At 40.2% G+C, this 18,506-nt stretch carries 15 protein-coding genes and 2 pseudogenes; 8 read left to right on the top strand and 9 right to left on the bottom strand.

What is annotated here, in order from left to right:
• Positions 1-3: 3 nt before the first annotated feature.
• The 5 genes and pseudogenes from AL038_RS14625 to AL038_RS18590 form a co-directional block, all read right to left on the bottom strand.
• Positions 4-315 carry an NAD-dependent epimerase/dehydratase family protein gene (locus AL038_RS14625; RefSeq protein WP_083991540.1) on the bottom strand — a complete coding sequence of 104 codons (312 nt, stop codon included), beginning with the start codon at positions 313-315 and terminating at the stop codon, positions 4-6.
• 57 nt (positions 316-372) lie between these two features.
• Positions 373-489, bottom strand: a complete 117-nt coding sequence (locus AL038_RS18825) for a cupin domain-containing protein (RefSeq protein WP_272898053.1) — start codon at positions 487-489, stop codon at positions 373-375.
• Positions 490-508: 19 nt separating this feature from the next.
• A pseudogene (locus AL038_RS14620) lies at positions 509-874 on the bottom strand (dTDP-4-dehydrorhamnose 3,5-epimerase family protein).
• Between the two features lie 65 nt (positions 875-939).
• Positions 940-1,068 (bottom strand): annotated as a pseudogene (locus tag AL038_RS18595) (IS1 family transposase); the annotation flags it as partial.
• 3 nt (positions 1,069-1,071) lie between these two features.
• Positions 1,072-1,254 (bottom strand): IS1/IS1595 family N-terminal zinc-binding domain-containing protein, encoded by a 183-nt coding sequence (locus AL038_RS18590; RefSeq protein ID WP_066246148.1) that lies wholly within the window; start codon positions 1,252-1,254, stop codon positions 1,072-1,074.
• A gap of 281 nt (positions 1,255-1,535) precedes the next feature.
• Between AL038_RS18590 and AL038_RS14610 the strand changes: the two genes are divergently transcribed.
• Entirely contained in the window at positions 1,536-5,180 is a 3,645-nt protein-coding gene (locus AL038_RS14610) for a CHAT domain-containing tetratricopeptide repeat protein (RefSeq protein WP_062154031.1), read from the top strand.
• Positions 5,181-5,256: 76 nt separating this feature from the next.
• Here the strand turns inward: AL038_RS14610 and tsaB are convergent, their stop codons facing one another.
• A complete protein-coding gene (gene tsaB, locus AL038_RS14605; protein ID WP_062154029.1) occupies positions 5,257-5,925 on the bottom strand; it encodes a tRNA (adenosine(37)-N6)-threonylcarbamoyltransferase complex dimerization subunit type 1 TsaB in 669 nt (222 codons plus the stop codon).
• A gap of 195 nt (positions 5,926-6,120) precedes the next feature.
• Between tsaB and AL038_RS14600 the strand changes: the two genes are divergently transcribed.
• The 7 genes from AL038_RS14600 to ppk1 all read left to right on the top strand — a co-directional run bounded on the left by AL038_RS14600 (position 6,121) and on the right by ppk1 (position 15,671).
• A complete protein-coding gene (locus AL038_RS14600) occupies positions 6,121-8,694 on the top strand; it encodes a CHAT domain-containing protein (protein WP_062154027.1) in 2,574 nt (857 codons plus the stop codon).
• 4 nt (positions 8,695-8,698) lie between these two features.
• Positions 8,699-9,082: a hypothetical protein gene (locus tag AL038_RS14595; RefSeq protein ID WP_062154025.1), complete on the top strand. Its 384-nt coding sequence runs from the start codon at positions 8,699-8,701 to the stop codon at positions 9,080-9,082.
• A 9-nt stretch (positions 9,083-9,091) separates the two neighbouring features.
• Entirely contained in the window at positions 9,092-10,072 is a 981-nt protein-coding gene (locus AL038_RS14590) for a hypothetical protein (RefSeq protein ID WP_062154023.1), read from the top strand.
• 156 nt (positions 10,073-10,228) lie between these two features.
• Positions 10,229-10,648: a DUF1841 family protein gene (locus AL038_RS14585; protein WP_062154020.1), complete on the top strand. Its 420-nt coding sequence runs from the start codon at positions 10,229-10,231 to the stop codon at positions 10,646-10,648.
• 46 nt (positions 10,649-10,694) lie between these two features.
• Positions 10,695-11,663, top strand: coding sequence for an EF-P lysine aminoacylase EpmA (gene epmA, locus AL038_RS14580; protein ID WP_062154018.1), 969 nt, complete (start codon positions 10,695-10,697; stop codon positions 11,661-11,663).
• A gap of 269 nt (positions 11,664-11,932) precedes the next feature.
• Positions 11,933-13,249 (top strand): amino-acid N-acetyltransferase, encoded by a 1,317-nt coding sequence (gene argA / locus AL038_RS14575; protein WP_062154015.1) that lies wholly within the window; start codon positions 11,933-11,935, stop codon positions 13,247-13,249.
• 232 nt (positions 13,250-13,481) lie between these two features.
• Complete coding sequence (ppk1, locus tag AL038_RS14570) at positions 13,482-15,671, top strand: polyphosphate kinase 1 (protein WP_272898026.1); 2,190 nt, start codon at positions 13,482-13,484, stop codon at positions 15,669-15,671.
• An 83-nt stretch (positions 15,672-15,754) separates the two neighbouring features.
• Here ppk1 and arsM read toward each other — a convergent pair whose 3' ends face one another.
• The 3 genes from arsM to AL038_RS14555 all read right to left on the bottom strand — a co-directional run bounded on the left by arsM (position 15,755) and on the right by AL038_RS14555 (position 18,503).
• Positions 15,755-16,573 (bottom strand): arsenite methyltransferase, encoded by an 819-nt coding sequence (gene arsM, locus AL038_RS14565; protein WP_062154013.1) that lies wholly within the window; start codon positions 16,571-16,573, stop codon positions 15,755-15,757.
• Positions 16,574-16,649: 76 nt separating this feature from the next.
• Complete coding sequence (locus AL038_RS14560) at positions 16,650-18,059, bottom strand: GNAT family protein (protein ID WP_145917116.1); 1,410 nt, start codon at positions 18,057-18,059, stop codon at positions 16,650-16,652.
• Between the two features lie 168 nt (positions 18,060-18,227).
• Positions 18,228-18,503: a DUF3862 domain-containing protein gene (locus tag AL038_RS14555; RefSeq protein WP_066246147.1), complete on the bottom strand. Its 276-nt coding sequence runs from the start codon at positions 18,501-18,503 to the stop codon at positions 18,228-18,230.
• Between the last annotated feature and the right edge of the window lie 3 nt (positions 18,504-18,506).

Genomic DNA, 18,506 nt, shown 5'->3' with positions numbered 1-18,506 from the left:
ACACTAACGTGTAAAATAATTATCAAAGCGTAATAACGCTATGCTGGCTTGTAACCATTCAAAGTTTTCTTTTGCTGTCCAGTATTTACCGGGAACTGCATACCACGCAAAATGTAATAAGTGACTTGGTTTTACGGTTGCAATCAGGCTTTTTAATTGCGCATCCTCTAGCAGATTGGCTTGATGCCAATAAAGATGCTCATGATGTAAACAAGGGTTAATCTGTGAGTAAACGGCATGAACCTCATACCCTTTATTCAATGATGGGACAATACATTGTCGCCCAATAAATCCTGCTGCACCAGTTAGTGATATTTTTTCATAAAAATTAAACTTTTATTTGTTATATCTAATACAGTTCGTTTAACCACCCTAAAAACCTCCATCTCTCTCAGAAATAATAGGGTTTTCAATCAACCATTGAATACCTACGAGAGGAGAATCCCACCGAATCCCCCGCGTACTCTCAACATGATAAAAAGCAGACATTTGATAAAACACTTCGGTATTATCCACTAAATGTTTGGAATCCACGCGCGAAACCCACGGGAATATACAGCATTTTATGATTATTTGCCGTTAATTCTACCGCAAAAGCTTTTAAATGTTGGCTAATCAGGGCGAATATCCACAATCACATCATAAATTGCCCTGTAGTACAAACCTCTTCATGCGGTTTTGCTTGGTAGTGCATACCGCGCAATGTACCTTTTTTGTGGTTAAACGAAATATTACATTGTACAAGTCGCGGATTTAGTCCTTGTGCGGTAAATTCTTGTTCACACCATGCGCGAGCAAAAAAAACTCGTTCATCAATCTTCAGTTCAGGTTCAATCAGGTACGCGCCAGCAAGTGGGGTTTGTGTAAATTTCATCTCATTGTTACTTGTTTCATTGCACATACTTTCTGTTACGTAGTGCATACTAATATTGGGTAGTACTAAAGAAGTAGTGATTTGTTGTAATCGTTAATGAAAAAAGTAGTAGCTCCGATGTGATTTTCTATCTTCTTGGAGAAAGATAAGATTTTCCTCACTAAACGACTGACATGCTGTCTTAACATATTGTTAAATCATAAAAAATTCTCTTTTAATAGCTTATCTACCTGTGCCCAAGTCTCTTGGCTTATGTATTTCTTGCCAGGCTGTTCTACAAATCTCCGTCCGCATTCGCGACATTTGTAGTTTTGTGTCCCTGTGCGGGTTTTTCCATATTTCACGATATGTGTCGCTTTACAGCTTGGGCAAGTTAGCATTTTAGGGACTCTTCTATCTTTTCTGTTTCACCATTTTAATATCACTACTTTTAGCACTACCCAAGTTATTACTCGTCATCTATAGCGTTTTAAAGAGAATGCAGTATTCTTAATCTAACATATTGTCGTTAAAGATTATATCTACTTAAAGGTTTAAGGGTATTGTGTAAATAATGTTGTGCAGACAAGTACTAATATCTTGTTAATATTATTAAGCGTTTGTGACAAATTAAATTTGCTTTCGCAAAAAACTTAACAAATTCGATAGTTGAGAGAAAATCATGCGTATTGCTTTATTATTTTTCCTCTTATTTTCCACTGTGTTGGGGCAGGCGGCTGATTTGTCCCCTGCTTGTGAACGGCGATTTAATGCTGTTTTGGCTTTAAAAGAACGTAGTGAATGGCAGCAGGCCTTAAGGCATTTGAATATCTTGCTAACGACCGATTGCGCTACAAATGTTACTGAACATATTAATTTTCTTGCACATCAAGGGGAAGTTCACTTTAAACTGGAACAGTATGCAGCGGCTGAAACAGATTTTCAGCAACTGCTTGAGCTGACAACATCGGTTAAAAATCAAGAACAAATGATTAATGCCTTGGATTGGCTAGCATACATTGCAAGTATGCAGACAGATACAGAAAAAACCATTAATCGTTATCAAACCTTATTAAACGCGCAAGAATCGCTTTATGGGCAAGAACATGCTGATATTGCTTCTACACTCAATATGTTAGCGGAAGCCTATCGGTTAGCGGGACATTATGCAGCGGCAGAACCCTTGCATCAACGTGCATTAGCGATAAGGGAAAAATTGTTAGGGGATGAGACATTAGAAACAACAACGAGTATGAATAACTTAGCATTATTGTATTACAATCAGGGAAATTATGTAAAAGCGCGCCCTTTATATGAAAAAGCCTTAAGTATTCGCCAAAAAATGTTTGGTAATACACATGATTATGTTGCCCTGAGCGCGGAAAACTTGGCTATTTTGTATCGTGATATGAATGAGTTTTCACTTGCAAAGCCATTATATCAATTGGTTTTATCTATTCAGGAAACAAATTTAGGGGCAGAACACGCTAATGTCGCCAACACGGCGAATGAATTAGCCGAGTTATATCGCAAAACAGGCGAGTTTTCTCAAGCTAGACCCTTGTATGAAAAAGCCTTAACGATTAGAAAAAAATTATATGGCGATAATAATCCCTATACCTTAGAAAGTTTAAATAATTTGGCAGAATTATACAGACAAACAGGACGCTATAAAGAAGCAGAGCAAATGCACAAACAATCTGTACAACTGCGTGAAGCTACCTATGGACGTGAAAGTATTGAAACCACTGTGAGTTTAAATAACTTAGCATTGTTATACTACAATATGGGACGCTATCAAGAAGCTAAACCATTGTATGAAGAGGCATTAGCGACACGGGAAAAGTTATTAAATCCAAATCATCTTTATGTTTCACTCAGTTTAAATAATTTAGCCTTACTTTATTATGATATGGGTGATTATCCACGGTCTAAAGCCTTATATGAACGTGCGCTAGCCATTCGTGAACAACAACTGAATCCTGAGCATCCTGATATTGCCTTAAGTTTAAATAATTTAGCCTTATTATATTATGGTATGGGCGATTATGGACAAGCTAAAAAACTGTATGAGCGGGCATTGGCTATTCGAGAAAAAGTTTATGGAAAAGAACATCCTGATGTTGCACAGAGCTTAAATAATTTAGCTTTGTTGTATTACAGCACGGGTGATTATGCCCAATCGAAAAAAATGTATGAACGGTCATTACAAATCGTTGAAAACGTTTACGGACAAGAACATGCAGATGTTGCCTTAGCCTATAACAATCTGGGTTTGCTGTATTACAATATTGGTGATTATGCGCAAGCTAAACCAATGTATGAAAAAGCATTAGCCATTTGGGAAAAGGTTTTTGGCGAAAAAAATACCGATGTTGCATTAAGCTTAAATAATATCGCACTGGTGTATTACAACACAGGCGATTATGAGCAAGCAAAACGCTACTATGAACGCTCATTAAACATTTGGGAAACGGTTTTGGGCAAAGACCACCCACGTGTTGCCCTCAGTTTGAACAATATCGGCTGGCTTTATTACAGCATGGGCGACTATGCCAACGCCAAATCTTATTATGAACGGGCATTAGCGATTCGAGAAAAAACATTAGGCGCGGAACACCCTGATATTGCGCAAAGTTTGAATGGCTTGGCTGAATTAAACCAAGAATTAGGCAATTTACCTGAAGCAAAGGCTTTATTCGAACGCGCCCTACCCCTAGCGAGTTCTGAACCAGAATTATTATGGAAAGTACAAAATCATTACAGCCATCTATTAGCAAAACAAGCACAAAACGATGATGCTATTTTCTGGGGTAAAAAAGCCATTGATACTATTCAACAATTACGCAGTAACGTTAAACAGCTAGACAAATCGTTACAAACCACCTTTATTGAAGATAAAAAAACAGTTTATCAACAAGTTGCTGATTTTCTACTGGCACAAGGACGCACGGTTGAAGCACAAGAAATTTTAGGCTTATTAAAAGCAGATGAATATGCTGATTTTAGTAATACCCAACGGATGGGTGCAAATCCTTACAATTCCATAGAACAACAATGGGCAACCCGTTATGATGACATTAACAAGCAATTAGTGAGTTTGGCAAAAGAACGCGAACAGCTAAAACAGAAAAAACGCCTATCGACTTTAACGCCAGAAGAAGACGCACGTTATGCCGTATTGCTCCAAGACACAAAAGTTGCAGAACAAGCCTTTCAACGTTATTTAAAAGAACTAAAAACACAACTGAAAGAAACAGGCTCAGACCGTGCGATGGAAGTTGGTGAACGAAACTTAAGCAAACTAAAACCGCTACAAAATACCCTGCGCAATTTAGGACATGGTGCTGTATTAATCCATTATCTCATCACACCAGATAAACTCTACATTATTCTCACAACGCCCGAGACACAACTAGTCCGCCAAACCGTGATTAATGAAGCTATTTTACGCAACAAACTCGAAACCTTTCGCACCAGCCTACAAACAATCACCCGCTCACCGATTCCACAAGCACAAGAATTATATAATATTATAATCAAACCCATAGCAGCCGATTTACAACAAGCCGACGCTAAAACGCTTATGGTATCGTTAGATGGCGTATTGCGTTACATCCCCATCGCCGCACTACATGATGGTAAAAACTATATTGCAGAAAACTACGCCGTGGTTCTCTATACCGAAGCGGCAAAAAGCAATTTAGAAAGCAAGCCCGCAGCAGACAGCAATTTTGCAGGCTTTGGTGTCAGCCAAGCAATGGACGGATTTAACGCACTCCCTGCCGTAGAAAAAGAACTACAAAGTATTCAATCCGTCTTACACGGTGAAATTAAACTCAATAACGCGTTTAATGCCCAATCACTCAACGATATCCTAGACTTAGGCGTACCCATTTTGCACATTGCCAGCCATTTCGTATTTGAACCCATCGGCGGTGATAGCAATTCCTACTTACTACTCGGCAATGGCGATAAATTAACGCTTGCTCAAATTCGGATTGGTTACGACTTTAGCCCCTTAGATTTACTTACCTTATCCGCCTGTAATACCGCAATGGGCAATAAAAAAGCCGATGGAAAAGAGATTGAAGGCTTTGGCACACTCGCGCAAATACGCGGCGCGAAAAGCGTGATTGCAACCTTATGGCAAGTTGACGACGAAAGCACAGGGCAATTAATGGGAAAACTCTACCAATTACGGGCAAAAAACCACCTAAACAAAGCCGAATCTTTACAACAAGCACAACTTGCACTCATGAAAGACCGCCGTTATCAACACCCTTTTTACTGGTCGCCCTTCATTTTAATGGGGAACTGGCTATAAACTAATCGCTACGCTGCGTTAGGATTGACACAGATTCATACGATAAATCCTAATTCAGCCTGATAGTTAAAACCACTCAAACGACTTTATTGCGTAAATAAACAGGCATCGCCTCTGCGGCACTCACGGTTTTTCCCTGTGCTAATGCCTGCAATGCCAGCGGTAACATCGCACCAGCAGTGGGATAAACATCCCCTTTATACCTTGTAAGCGCGCCAGCCAGACGCTGTGACAACACATCTGCATAGGCTTGCCAACCCGACCCCATACCAAACCAACCATTACTTATTGGAACAGGCACTTGTTGTGCGGGACAAACACACTCCTCACCCTGCAAAACCATAACCCCCGCCGCATCCAACTGATAAATTCCCCAATAAACCTCTTGTAAACGCGCATCAATAGCGGTTAATACCTGTTTTTCCCCCCATTCTGCATAAGCCATTTGTGCCAAAATAGCCAAATTGGACACAGGAATAACAGGAATAGTCGCAGCAAATGCAATCCCTTGTGCAACACCACACGCAATGCGTAACCCTGTAAAACTACCCGGTCCACAACCAAACGCGACCGCATCCAAGTCGCTAGGCGTTAATCCTGCGGTCTGCAACAAATCATCTGCCATAGGCAAAATAAGTTCGGCATGTTTGCGTGGGTCTAGGGTAAAGCGTTGCGTAAGATTACCTTGTACAGACAAGGCACAAGAACAGGCTTCAGTTGCGGTATCTAATAATAAAATATTCACGAATATTACACAGTAGTGTGGTAGAAGAGCATATTTTATCAGTACAGAATTTGATAGTGCTAAATAGTGTGTAGATAAATGCAACAATCTTGATGTTTGCTAGATATAAGGCTTTAATTTTTAGAAAAATTATTGATATTCATTAATTAGAATGCTCTAATATCCAAACGATGATTTTTTTGGGGAGAATGGGGAATGGATGAGCGATTGATTGAGGCAGTAAATGCGTTTCTTCAGGTTTCTAATGGTAAGGAATTAAATCAGGTTTTGCAGATATTTCCTGAATTAATTACTAATAAAGCGGAAATTAGAAAAATTATTAAGGTTCATATCGAAAAATATAAACCAGATAAGCCGGAGCTGATTTGGAATCGATATGAGGATATGTTAAAAAATACTTCACGAACTACACTCTATTATATTCATAATGAAGGGGTTAAATACTTAGAAAAGTTTTGGAAAGAAGGTCAAATCACTGATTTAGATGATGCTATTGAAAAGCTGAAATTTACTGTTGATCGAACCAAATCTGATTCTCCTGCCCTCATTGAACGGTTAAATAGTTTAGGTATTGCAGTTCAAGAGTATGCCGCACGTTTAAGTTCAAAAGAATCTTATAATAAATGCTTTGAAATTTATCAGCAACTTATTGCTAAAATTCCGAATCATTGTGATTCTTTTGCATTATTGAGTGGTTTAAAAAATAATTTAGCTATTTCTGCAAAGAATTTTTGTTCAAAGGGTTCAAAATTTTTTGGAGAAGATAGGCTCAAGTGCTTTGAAAAAGATATGGTTAAATATTCTAGCGAAGCCATTGAACACTATGCGCAAGCGATAGAGCTTAAAGAATCTCTACCCCCAAATTTAGAGTTACCACTTTTACACCATACGCTGGGTAATTGTCTTACAGATCACTATGAACGCTTAAAGACCCCAAGTGATTTAATTGAAGGATTAAAGGCTTATGAAGAGTCGGTTGAAAAAACTCCTCGTAATTCGTCTAACTACCCCAAGTTTTTAAATGGTTTAGCAACAGCATATATAAATCGCTATGACGCTTCAGGGGAATCACAAGATTTAGATAATGGGATAAATAAATGTCGCGAAGCTATTAAATTAGGCGAAGAATACTCGCTTGAGGAACGGGCGGGAGCAGCACGTAATCTGTTGAATTGGGGATACAAATATGAAAATTGGAATTTAATTGAAGAAGCTTATCCTGTTGTCCAAAAAAACAGCAATTTGTTAGTCGAAAAACAATTGTTGCGTGAACATCAAGAAGCCTTTTTGAAAGATACACAAGGCATTGCGGTAAGAGTCGCGTATGCACGGATTCGAACAAAACAACTTGAAGGTGCAGTTGAAGCCTTAGAACAAGGGGTTGCACGTTTATTAAGCAGTGCGTTAGCCCGTTCTAATGCTGATTTAGCCCAATTACAACAAGATAGCCCTGAATTATACGCGCGTTATCAAGATTCTTTGCAAGTCGTCAATAATGCACAACGCTTTTACCAAAACGCGCCTGAAAATCTCCGCGAAAAAGCACAATCTGAATGGCAAACCGCAGAAAAGCAATTTAACGCATTGCTAGCGGACATTCGCCAGTTACAAGGACATGAAAGCTTTTTATTAATTGCAACCGATATAAACACCGTTAAGCAAGTTTCTAAGCAACAAGCATTAATTTATATTTTCTTTACAAAAAAAGGCGGTTATGCCTTAAACGTTTTTCAGGGACAAATTCAAGCGACTGCTTTGCCTGAATTAAAAGAGGCGACTTTGTTAGAAAAAATAAATGGCTATTTTAATGCTTATGATGAACGTGGTGAAACTTGGTTTAAAGCCATAGAAACGATGACAGAATGGCTTTGTCAAGCCGTCATGCAACCGATTTTGCAAAATACTCCCCCAAATTCACAAACCACGCTAATTCCCATCGGATTATTAAATTTATTACCGCTTCACGCGGCTGCTTATGTAACAACTGATAGTAAACGCCGTTATGTGTTAGATGATTACACGATTAGCTATGCACCGAATGCGCTTTCTTTACAAACTGCTCGCAAACGCGCACAAATCCCCGCACAGAAATTATTAGCGATTAATGAACCGCGTCCCGTTAAAGCCAATGCTTTGCCCAGTTGTACGGTAGAAATACAGGCAATTCAACAGTATTTTGCACAAGCTGATATTTTTGCTCATGAAAAAGCAACCCAAGAAGCTGTTAAAAATGTGCTGAATAATGGTTATTCCGTGTTACATTTTTCTTGTCATGGCGGTGCAAAACCAGAAGACCCATTAAAAACAGGGTTGTTAATGGCACATAATGAAATGCTAACCGTGCAGGATTTCTTAAACGCACAACTCAATGCCCGTTTAGTCAGTTTGTCCGCTTGTGAAACAGGGATGATAGGCGTAAAACAAGTTGAGGAAGTGGTAAGTTTACCCACCAGTTTATTGCAAGCGGGCGTGGCGGGAGTGGTAGCGTCCCTGTGGTCAGTGGCAGATTTAAGCACCATGTTATTGATGGCACAGTTTTATCACCGTTGGTTTAATGAATATCCTGATAATCCTGCAAAAGCCTTGCGATTGGCACAGATTTGGGTGCGGAACAGCACAAATACCGAGAAACTTGCTTTTATAGAAAACAACCATCTTTCAGATGAAACGATTGAAAAAATGGAAGATGCTATCGGTTTTTCAGCAGACACCGAGCAAATCTTTAGACATCCTTATTATTGGGCAGCATTTAGTTACACAGGTATTTAATCTCATGAGTTCAGACGAAGAAAACAAACTAATCACTGAAGCTAAAAACATTTTAGCTGAATTACCAAAATTATTAGGTAAAAAAGCCGAATCTGTTGAAAAAGAACTAGAATCATTATTCGCACGTGCCGAATCAGGCGAGTCAATTAAACGACCACTAAGAAGTTTGTTGCGTCAATATGAGGAAACACGAAAATGGATGGAAAAGAGAGTTCCACTACCTACAAATAATGATAAAAGTTATTCACCATTAGCGGGTGACCCTGATTTATCTGAAATGCCATTAACAGTATATAAATGCCCAAACAATCATATCCAACGATTTCCAAGAGTTTTATCAAATCCACCTACTTGTCAAACCTGCGAATTACTCATGACAAAACAATAGGATATACTAATGTTTGCTAAACTCAGTGGTGTGTTTCAAGGCTGGTTAAGCACGCCTTTAAAAACGAGCCTCTTTTTTTGGTTAGGTGGTTTTTTTCTTTGGTTATTCAGCATTATTAATTGGGAAGCCATTGATAAACTGCGTTTTAACAAAGTATTAGCAGATAAAGAAAGATATATAACAAAAGATTGGCTTGGTGTTTGGGACTTTTTGCGTACCATGCAAGAATCTGAAATGATAGTTTTAATTTTAATCTTAACTACATTGATTGTATTATCAAGTGCAATTGTAAAAGCCTTACAATTTGAGCTATTGCGTTTATTAGAAGGCTACAATTGGTCTGATTATGGATTGCATTGGTTTTATGTTAAAAAAATTCAGTTTTATGAAAATCAATATCAGCAACGATTAAATCGTTGGTCTGAACTTGATGCTAAAGTGTTGCAAAAACAGCCATTAACTAGCAAAGAATCATTGATATATACCAAGTTAAAAGGGGAAATTGCATCAACATCAGATATAACCCCTCCAATGCCCACTCGTTTAGGTAATATTTTACGCGGTTATGAACAACGCTCTTATAAAAAGTATGGGTTAGATTCAATTATCTGCTGGTCTCGCCTTTGGTTAGTGCTTCCCGAATCAACACAAAAAGAACTGTCTGCCACCCGCGATGCACTTGACGAGGCGATTCAATTAGTTGCATGGGGAATATTATTTTTTATCTGGACAATTTGGAGCTGGTTTGCTCCATCAATCGCATTGTTTTTAATCTGTTCAGGTTATTTACTAGCCCTAAAAGCGGCTGATATTTACGGACAACTTATCGAAGCTACTTTTGATGTACATCGTCATCTGCTCTACGAAGCCCTACGTTTGGAAATGCCTAAAGACCCCGAAGCAGAAAAACAAGCAGGATTAGCATTAACCCATTATTTATGGCGAGGTAGTAATAACAAAGTCACACCCGTTGAATCTGCGGTTGATTAATTTATAAAAAAGCCTAACCATTTTATTATCCTAATATTTCTGGTGCATAACACATCTGTTTATGCACCGCTTGCTTAATGCGGTTTCCCAATTCATCACACAAACAAAAAATCCCGTATAATCTTCTTAATTCACACATACCCCGTCTAATTCCCTATGTTTGCCGACAAACGCGATACCACCCGCCGTTTTTTTATAGAAGTATGGCGAAAACACCTTGCAAAAACACCACTAGAACCATTAGAAAGTATGATTTTAGATGTGTTATTAATGCATCCTGAATACCAACAAATGTTACAACCTGATGTTGTTGATAAAGATTTTTTACCAGAAATGGGCGAAACAAATCCGTTTTTGCATTTAGGATTGCATATCGCGATTCGTGAGCAACTGAGTACCGACCGCCCTGCTGGGATTCGCACGGTTTATCAAGCCTTGCGTGCAAAAGCACGCGATGTGCATGAGCTTGAACATAAGATATTGGAATGTTTGGCAGAAACCTTGTGGCTCGCGCAACGGAATAATACCTTGCCTGATGAGCAAGCTTATCTTGCGCAGTTAAAACGATTGTTATAACAGATAGTTAATTGAAAAGTTTTTTTGATGGTGAATCAAGACAGTTATGAAAACAGTTCCCTCGCTCCCTTGGCAACCTTCTGCAACGCTGGCGGTTTTGCGCTCGCGTAGTCAGTTTTATCAAACAATACGGGCTTTTTTTCAGGCGCGGGATGTGTGGGAGGTGGAAACGCCCATTTTATCATCCGCCAGTGTGCCAGAGCCGATGATTGCGCCTTTTCATACGTATTATCATGGAGATAAGCCGTTACAGTTGTTTTTGCAAACGTCGCCAGAATTGCCGATGAAACGTTTATTAGCCAGCGGTAGCGGTGCAATTTTTCAAATTTGTAAGGTTTTTCGGGATGGCGAGGCAGGTAAAAAGCATAATCCTGAGTTTAGTTTGTTAGAGTGGTATCGTCCGCATTTTTCTTTGTCTGCGTTGATTGATGAAGTCAGTGCGTTATTACAAACGGTTTTGGCGTGTTCTCCTGTAGAGATTGTTAATTATTGTGATGTTTTCCAGCAATATACGGGGTTACATCCGTTACATACGCCGTTAGAAGCATTGCAGTATGCAACGGTTGCGGCGGGATTGGTGACAACTCAGCCGTTAGATAGGGATAGTTGTTTGCAGTTTTTGATGAGTGTCCAAGTTGAACCGCACATTGGGAAAACTTGCCCAACGGTTGTGCAATATTTTCCTGCTACACAAGCGGCTTTAGCACGTAAATGTCTTGATAATCCACAGTTAGCAGAACGTTTTGAGGTGTATTTTCAGGGGATGGAATTGGCGAATGGTTTTCATGAGTTGGCAGACCCGATAGAGCAGCGTCGCCGTTTTATTGAGGATTTGCAACGTCGTGCAGATTTACAGTTGCCTCAATATCCGATTGATGAAAATTTCTTAACGGCGTTGCATTCGGGATTACCCGATTGTGCTGGGGTTGCCATTGGTTTGGATAGATTGTTGATGTTAAAAGTAGGTGCGCAGCAAATTCAGCAGGTATTAGCGTTTTCTGTGGAAAATGCGTAAATATATTAGGTCGAGTAATGGACTGTACGCAAAAGTGATACCGATACCATTACGTCTAAAAATCTGTCTGAATCAGAATCCGCTCATGTGAAAGCCTTAATTTTCTTGTCTTACAATGTTGATAATGCAGTGAGTTCTGGCTCGGATAGGTTTTTAAAAAAGGTTGTTGTCCCGCATTTGTTTCCCTTCTCGCCCATAACATAATTCCCTCATTTGCCCTATACTTTTTTACCTTTTCCATCGCCTCTCTTAATACATTATTTATCTATATGTCATCTGAATATTCTCAGCAGTTCGTCGAATGGTTTCGGCAGGCATCCCCTTATATTCATGCGCATCGGGGAAAAACCGTTGTTATTAGTTTTGTGGGTGAGGCAGTACAAAGTCCTTACTTTGGACATCTCATTCATGATATTGCGTTATTAAATAGTTTAGGCATTCGTATTGTGCTTGTGCATGGCGTGCGAACGCAAATTGATGAGGAGTTGGCAATTCGTGGACAAAAACCAAATTATGCAAACGGTTTGCGCATTACTGATGAAATAACCTTGAGTTGTGTGAAAGCCGCGTGTGGTGAGGTGAGTAGCGTTATTGAAAGTTATTTGTCTATGGGGTTGACGAATTCCCCAACCGCTGATGTGCGAATCAGAACCGCGTCGGGCAATTTTATTACAGCACGTCCTGTTGGGGTGCGTGATGGGGTGGATTACATTTATACGGGCGAAGTGCGTCGGATTGACACAGAGGCGATTACTCGACGCTTAGATGAGGGGTGTATTGTATTAATTCCACCCATGGGATATTCCCCCACAGGCGAGGCCTTTAATTTATTAACGGAGGATGTCGCCACCGAGGTTGCTATTGGTTTGCGGGCGCACAAATGGGTTTGTTTAACAGAAGCAGAAGGGATTTTTGACCATGAAGGTTCGTTAGTTCAACAGTTTACTTTATTAGAAGCGCAACGGTTTTTAACCACCAGTACCTTGTCGGAACATGTGAAGCGACAACTTGCGAATGCGATTCGGGCTTGTCAAAAAGGCGTGCATCGGGTGCATTTGGTTTCTGATGATGTGGATGGTGCGTTATTGATGGAGTTATTTAGTCGTGATGGCATCGGAACGCTCATTAGTACCGACCCGTTTGAGCATTTCCGTAAAGCGACTGTTGATGACGTTGCGGGATTGATTGAACTGATTCGCCCATTAGAAGAGGCGGGTATTTTGGTGCGACGCTCACGGGAAAAGTTAGAAATGGAAATTAACCATTTCACTTTGCAAGAGCGTGATGGAATGATTATCGCGTGTGCCGCGCTTTATCCCTTTGTTGAAGAAGATATTGCCGAGTTGGCTTGTGTTGCGGTTCGTCCTATTTATCAGGGGTCAGACCGAGGCGATATGTTACTCGCGTATGCTGAACGTGAGGCTCGCCGTTTAGGCATACGGCGGATTTTTGTGTTGACTACGCATACGGCACATTGGTTTCAAGAACGTGGGTTTGTGCCTGCTAATATTGACGCGCTCCCCGTTGCCAGACGGGCGTTATACAATTATCAACGCAATTCTAAAGTATTTATTAAAGCACTATAAACAGCCATCGGGGCGATAAATTCGCCCCTGTCGTAAGTTTAATGGGTTGTTTGGCAGAAAGGGCATATTCCAAAAAGATGCTAAAAGAGTATTATTGTTAAAGACATCTGATAATACGCTTCTGTGCCGTAATCACGCATCAACATCCATAATAATGCGTAAACTGTCATCTTAGCGAAAATAACATCTGATACCCTAAAGACCTTAAATAACGATAAAAGCGACTGTTATTATGAATACAAGAACAAAAGATGGTGGTGGTTTAGACGAAGACCCACGCGCGCGGGTTTATGCCCGTAGAAGTGCAACGAAAAAAGCAGAGCAACCTACTCCAACAAGTGCGGGTAACATGGAAGAAATTGATCTCAATCGCCCTGATTTATACATTAACCGTGAATTAAGTCTGCTTGCCTTTCATCGGCGTGTACTCGCGCAAGCAAAAGACACCAGTAAACCGTTGTTAGAACGGTTACGTTTTTTATGTATTGCCAGCTCTAATTTGGATGAGTTTTACGAAGTTCGTGTTGCTGGTTTAAAAGAGCAGGTTCAATTTGGTTCTGTACAAAGTGGTGCAGATAATTTGTCACCGCAAGAAATTCTTAACCGCATTAGCGTTGCTGCGCATGATTTTGTCGATGAACAATATCGGTTACTGAATAATGAAATCATTCCCAGTCTGGAAAAGGAGAATATTTATTTTCTCAAGCGTGACCAATGGAATGATGCACAAAATGGATGGATTAGAGATTTTTTTAATAATGAATTACTCCCGATTTTAAGCCCAATTGGCTTAGACCCTGCGCATCCCTTTCCACGCATTTTAAATAAAAGTTTAAATTTTATCGTTTCCCTAAAGGGGAAAGACGCATTTGGACGCGATATTAATATGGCGGTGGTACAAGCACCGCGTGCATTGCCTCGTTTAATTGAAATCCCCGCAGACATTGCGCAACATCCGCAAGACTTTGTTTTTCTTTCTTCAATTATTCACGCGCATGTTGCTGATTTATTCCCCGGTATGGAGGTATTGGGTTGTTATCAATTCCGCCTCACACGCAATAGTGATTTATTTGTAGATGAAGAAGAAGTCGACGACTTGCTCCGTGCGTTAGAAGGTGAACTTCCCGGACGGCGATATGGTGACAGTGTACGCTTAGAAGTTGCGGATAATTGCCCTGAAAAAATCGTCAACTATCTCCTGAAAAAATTTGAATTAGGACAAAAAGAACTTTTCCAAGTTAATGGCCCTGTCAATTTAGGTCGACTTATTGCTATCCCTGATATGTTAGACCGTCCTGAGCTGAAATATCCTAGCTTTACACCGGGTTTACCCGCGAATGTAGGACGCAATCTATTTTCAACCATTCGTGAGGGGGATATTTTATTACATCATCCCTTTCAATCCTTTACACCCGTTATTGATTTTGTACGTCAGGCAGCGGCTGACCCGCAAGTATTAGCGATTAAACAAACACTGTATCGCACAGGCCCTGATTCTGTTTTGGTTGATGCACTGGTTGATGCGGCTAAAGCAGGTAAAGAAGTCACGGTGGTTGTGGAGTTGCGGGCGCGATTTGATGAGGAGGCCAATATTCGTTTGGCGAATCGTCTGCAAGAAGCGGGTGCGCATGTGGTGTATGGCGTTGTTGGGTTTAAAACACACGCAAAAATCATGATGATTATTCGGCGCGAAGGGAAAAAACTACGTCGCTATGTGCATTTAGGAACGGGAAATTATCACGCAAAAACCGCGCGGATTTATACCGATTATGGTTTATTTACGTGTGATGAAGATATAGGCGAAGACGTGCATAAAATTTTTATGCAACTAACCTCATTAGGACGCAGTGCCAAAATGCGGAAGATGTTGCAAGCTCCGTTTACGTTGCACAGTGGCATGATAGAGCGCATTGCGCGGGAAGCAGAAAATGCGACACAAGGTAAACCCGCCCATATTATTGTTAAAGTCAACGCACTAACTGAAGAAGCAATTATTCGAGCGTTATATCGTGCGTCTATCGCAGGGGTAAAGATTGAACTGATTGTGCGTGGTATTTGTTGTTTACGCCCCGGTGTGGCGGGCATTTCAGAAAATATTCATGTCCGTTCCGTTGTTGGACGTTTTTTAGAGCATACCCGTTGTTTCTATTTTCATAATAATGGCAATCCTGAGGTGTTTTGCGCAAGCGCGGACTGGATGGATCGCAATTTGTTAAAACGAGTAGAAGAATGTTTCCCAATTGAAAACCCTGTGTTAAAAGCACGGGTTATTGAACAAGGCTTAAAACTCTATTTAGCGGATAATACGCAAGCATGGGTGTTAGACAGTGAAGGGAGTTATAACTGGTTAAAACCTGTTGAAGGGGAAACACCTATATCCGCGCAACAAACCTTATTATTAAGTTTAGCTGAAAAATCATAAGGTTATTTTGTAACGCTAAGATTAAATAAATGGGATGACTCAGTGCATCCCATTAAGTATTAAATCTTTTTGCGTTAGCCTGCTTAAACTTTCACCGCTTCTACTTTAACGCTAACTACCGCACTGGCTGCCTCGGCAATAATCGCAGGGTCAAACTCGGTAAATTCACTCACTAATCCTTGATAAGCCGACTCATCGGATAATAATTCTAATGGGTAAGCCGTTTCTTCAACAATGGAAACATCGTTAAATCCCGCTTGTTGCATAATTTGTAAATATTCATTTTTTAACATCGCCCCTGCAATACACCCTGCATAAGCCGATGCAGATTTGCGCAAGTCAGCCGACAAGGGCTTGAGTAGCACTAAATCTGAAACTAATAAACGTCCACCTATTTTTAGCACCCGTAAAGCCTCTTTAAACACTTGCGCTTTATCTGTTGCTAAATTAATAACACAGTTAGAAATAATTACATCAATACTATCATTTTCAACAGGTAAAGCTTCAATATCACCCTGACGAAATTCTACGTTGTGATACCCCCCTTGTTCAGCATAATGACGCGCTTTAGCCAGCATTTCGGGGGTCATGTCTATCCCAATCACGCGCCCTGTTTCACCCACTGCTCGAGCTGCTAGAAAGCAATCAATGCCCGCGCCAGACCCTAAATCTAACACGACCTCACCTACTTTGAGCGAAGCCAATGCTGTCGGATTGCCACAACCTAAACCTAAATTAGCACCATCAGGTAAATTAATTAAATCAACGGCTGTATAACCAATTGCTTGACTCATCAATTGCACCGTAGTAGCTGATTTGCCCCCGCCACAGCAACTGCCCTGTGTTTTCGCAATATTGCCATAACGTTCTTTAACCATTTCTTTAATATTAATTTCTTGCATGATAACCCATCCTCTATCTGTGAATATATGCGTAATCCCATATATAGTTATATACATGGATTAATCAAGCATCTATTTATAAAAAATCGGTATCCCCTGCCATTAACCACCAATGATTTTTAACCACATCAGGGGCAATTCCTTGACACCAAATACTATGCGGAATTTGAATATCTAGGGGTTTTTGTTGCGCGTCTATTAAGGGAAACATAGTGGAAAAATTTTCAGTAATCCATGTGCTTACATGGGTTAGCCCTCGCCGTCCCGCTACACGCCGCACTTGGGCGATGGTCGTCTGCAATTGTTGCGGAGAGCCAATAAAATCCATCAGGCGACAAATATCACCTTCAATAAAAATAACGGCTAAACCCAATGGTTTACCTGTTAAACGATGTGTAACAAGCAGTAATTCATAAGTATTATGTGGATGTTGTAAATAACGATATTGCAAATAATCCCAGTCACGCACGCCTAATAATGCGGTGTGTAAACTGTTCGCCATGTTTTTCCAAAGTTGTGTAATAACCGCTTCGGCTGTTTCAAGATTAAGATGTTGAATACGACTGAATAATTTTGGTGGTGTTTGTTCACTTTGCCATGTTAATTCCACCATGCGACCAACAGGCGCGTATAAGTCTAAATGCTGGGCAAGACGTAAATGTCGTTCACTAGGAAAGCCGTAGCCTAGCCATGCTATCGCACCATAACCAACAAAATATTCAGGAAAACTAGCGGCCGTTAAAAAAAACGCGCCTTTTTTCGTTAATACGCCGCGTTCTGTGGATAGCACCATCACATCTGCAATCTGTACAGCGGTTTTAACGTTACCAAAATACAAAATCCGCCGTAAAATTCCGCCGTAATGCGCCACCATTTCCGTACCTGTCCAAGCAGCCATGCCAATCCCGCGCCCTGCGGCATATTTCCACGTCCATAATGCCTCGCTCATGATTTTTGGCGTAAATACTTGATTAAACAATTGTCTGATGGCAGGACTATCTTTTTCACTCACCTGATTTATTTGCCAACGGGGTGGGGTCGTTTTTTGTAATTCTATGGCAATATACGCATAATGCTGAGGATTAAGGGAGAAATCACTTATTTCTGTGGTAAGGTCTTTTTGTGCCAGTAGTTTAAATCCACAGCGTTGTATTTGCCATAATAAAAAAGATAGGGTTGGTAATTGCTCAATTAGCTGATTTATCTGGCGTTGAATGCAAACTGTACCCCATAAATAGACGGCTGTTTGTGCGGGTAAAGCAGAATAGAGTTGATTAAAATCATCTAGCGGGTCTTTTATCAAACCTATTTCTAAACAATACACCCGTGCAACAGGAACAGCAGGGGGTGTAAAATCCATTTGTTGAATAAGATGATAGCCCCGCATAACTAAATACTCGTGGAGCGTGGTATCTAAAGAACCGATAATCAGTAGTGTACACGGGGCAGGCGGTAAGGTATTGCAAAGTAAGGGATGAATAAGCATTCGTTTTTAATATTGAGAAAGAGAGATGAGGTCTTACGGACGGAATATTGCTAAGGGAAAACGATAATTAATAGCCCATTTTTTGCCTCATCCTGATAGATTTGACAACAAGATAAAAGTTGTCAAATCATTGGTTTTTATGTATTAAAGTCCGCTTAATAAAGCCTATTATTTTTTAATCCGCTTTATTTTGACTTTATCATTCACAAACACGATGTTAATCGTTAAACCGCCTTCTTGCCATTCCGCATCTGTTCCTGATAAATCAATACTTCCAACGTTCATACCACTACTGTTTTTATGGGTAGGTTCACCCAATAGTTTAACGACTTCGCTGTAAAGCATGTCATCTGTCACTTTATCATAGTTTGCTTGGTTGATAGGCGAACCACATGCCGTTAAAAAAAGTGTCAGGGTTATCATTGCAAGTAATTTATACATCATGTC

It is taken from the genome of Beggiatoa leptomitoformis (genome assembly GCF_001305575.3).
Classification (GTDB): Bacteria; Pseudomonadota; Gammaproteobacteria; order Beggiatoales; family Beggiatoaceae; genus Beggiatoa; species Beggiatoa leptomitoformis.
This window is presented reverse-complemented; position numbering and strand designations above follow the sequence as displayed.

Coding starts and splice junctions, on each gene's coding strand:
- AL038_RS18825 (WP_272898053.1), bottom strand. CDS start 489: ATGTCTGCTTTTTATCATGTTGAGAGTACGCGGGGGATTCGGTGGGAT.
- AL038_RS18590 (WP_066246148.1), bottom strand. CDS start 1,254: ATGCTAACTTGCCCAAGCTGTAAAGCGACACATATCGTGAAATATGGA.
- AL038_RS14610 (WP_062154031.1), top strand. CDS start 1,536: ATGCGTATTGCTTTATTATTTTTCCTCTTATTTTCCACTGTGTTGGGG.
- AL038_RS14600 (WP_062154027.1), top strand. CDS start 6,121: ATGGATGAGCGATTGATTGAGGCAGTAAATGCGTTTCTTCAGGTTTCT.
- AL038_RS14595 (WP_062154025.1), top strand. CDS start 8,699: ATGAGTTCAGACGAAGAAAACAAACTAATCACTGAAGCTAAAAACATT.
- AL038_RS14590 (WP_062154023.1), top strand. CDS start 9,092: ATGTTTGCTAAACTCAGTGGTGTGTTTCAAGGCTGGTTAAGCACGCCT.
- AL038_RS14585 (WP_062154020.1), top strand. CDS start 10,229: ATGTTTGCCGACAAACGCGATACCACCCGCCGTTTTTTTATAGAAGTA.
- epmA (WP_062154018.1), top strand. CDS start 10,695: ATGAAAACAGTTCCCTCGCTCCCTTGGCAACCTTCTGCAACGCTGGCG.
- argA (WP_062154015.1), top strand. CDS start 11,933: ATGTCATCTGAATATTCTCAGCAGTTCGTCGAATGGTTTCGGCAGGCA.
- ppk1 (WP_272898026.1), top strand. CDS start 13,482: ATGAATACAAGAACAAAAGATGGTGGTGGTTTAGACGAAGACCCACGC.
- arsM (WP_062154013.1), bottom strand. CDS start 16,573: ATGCAAGAAATTAATATTAAAGAAATGGTTAAAGAACGTTATGGCAAT.
- AL038_RS14560 (WP_145917116.1), bottom strand. CDS start 18,059: ATGCTTATTCATCCCTTACTTTGCAATACCTTACCGCCTGCCCCGTGT.
- AL038_RS14555 (WP_066246147.1), bottom strand. CDS start 18,503: ATGATGTATAAATTACTTGCAATGATAACCCTGACACTTTTTTTAACG.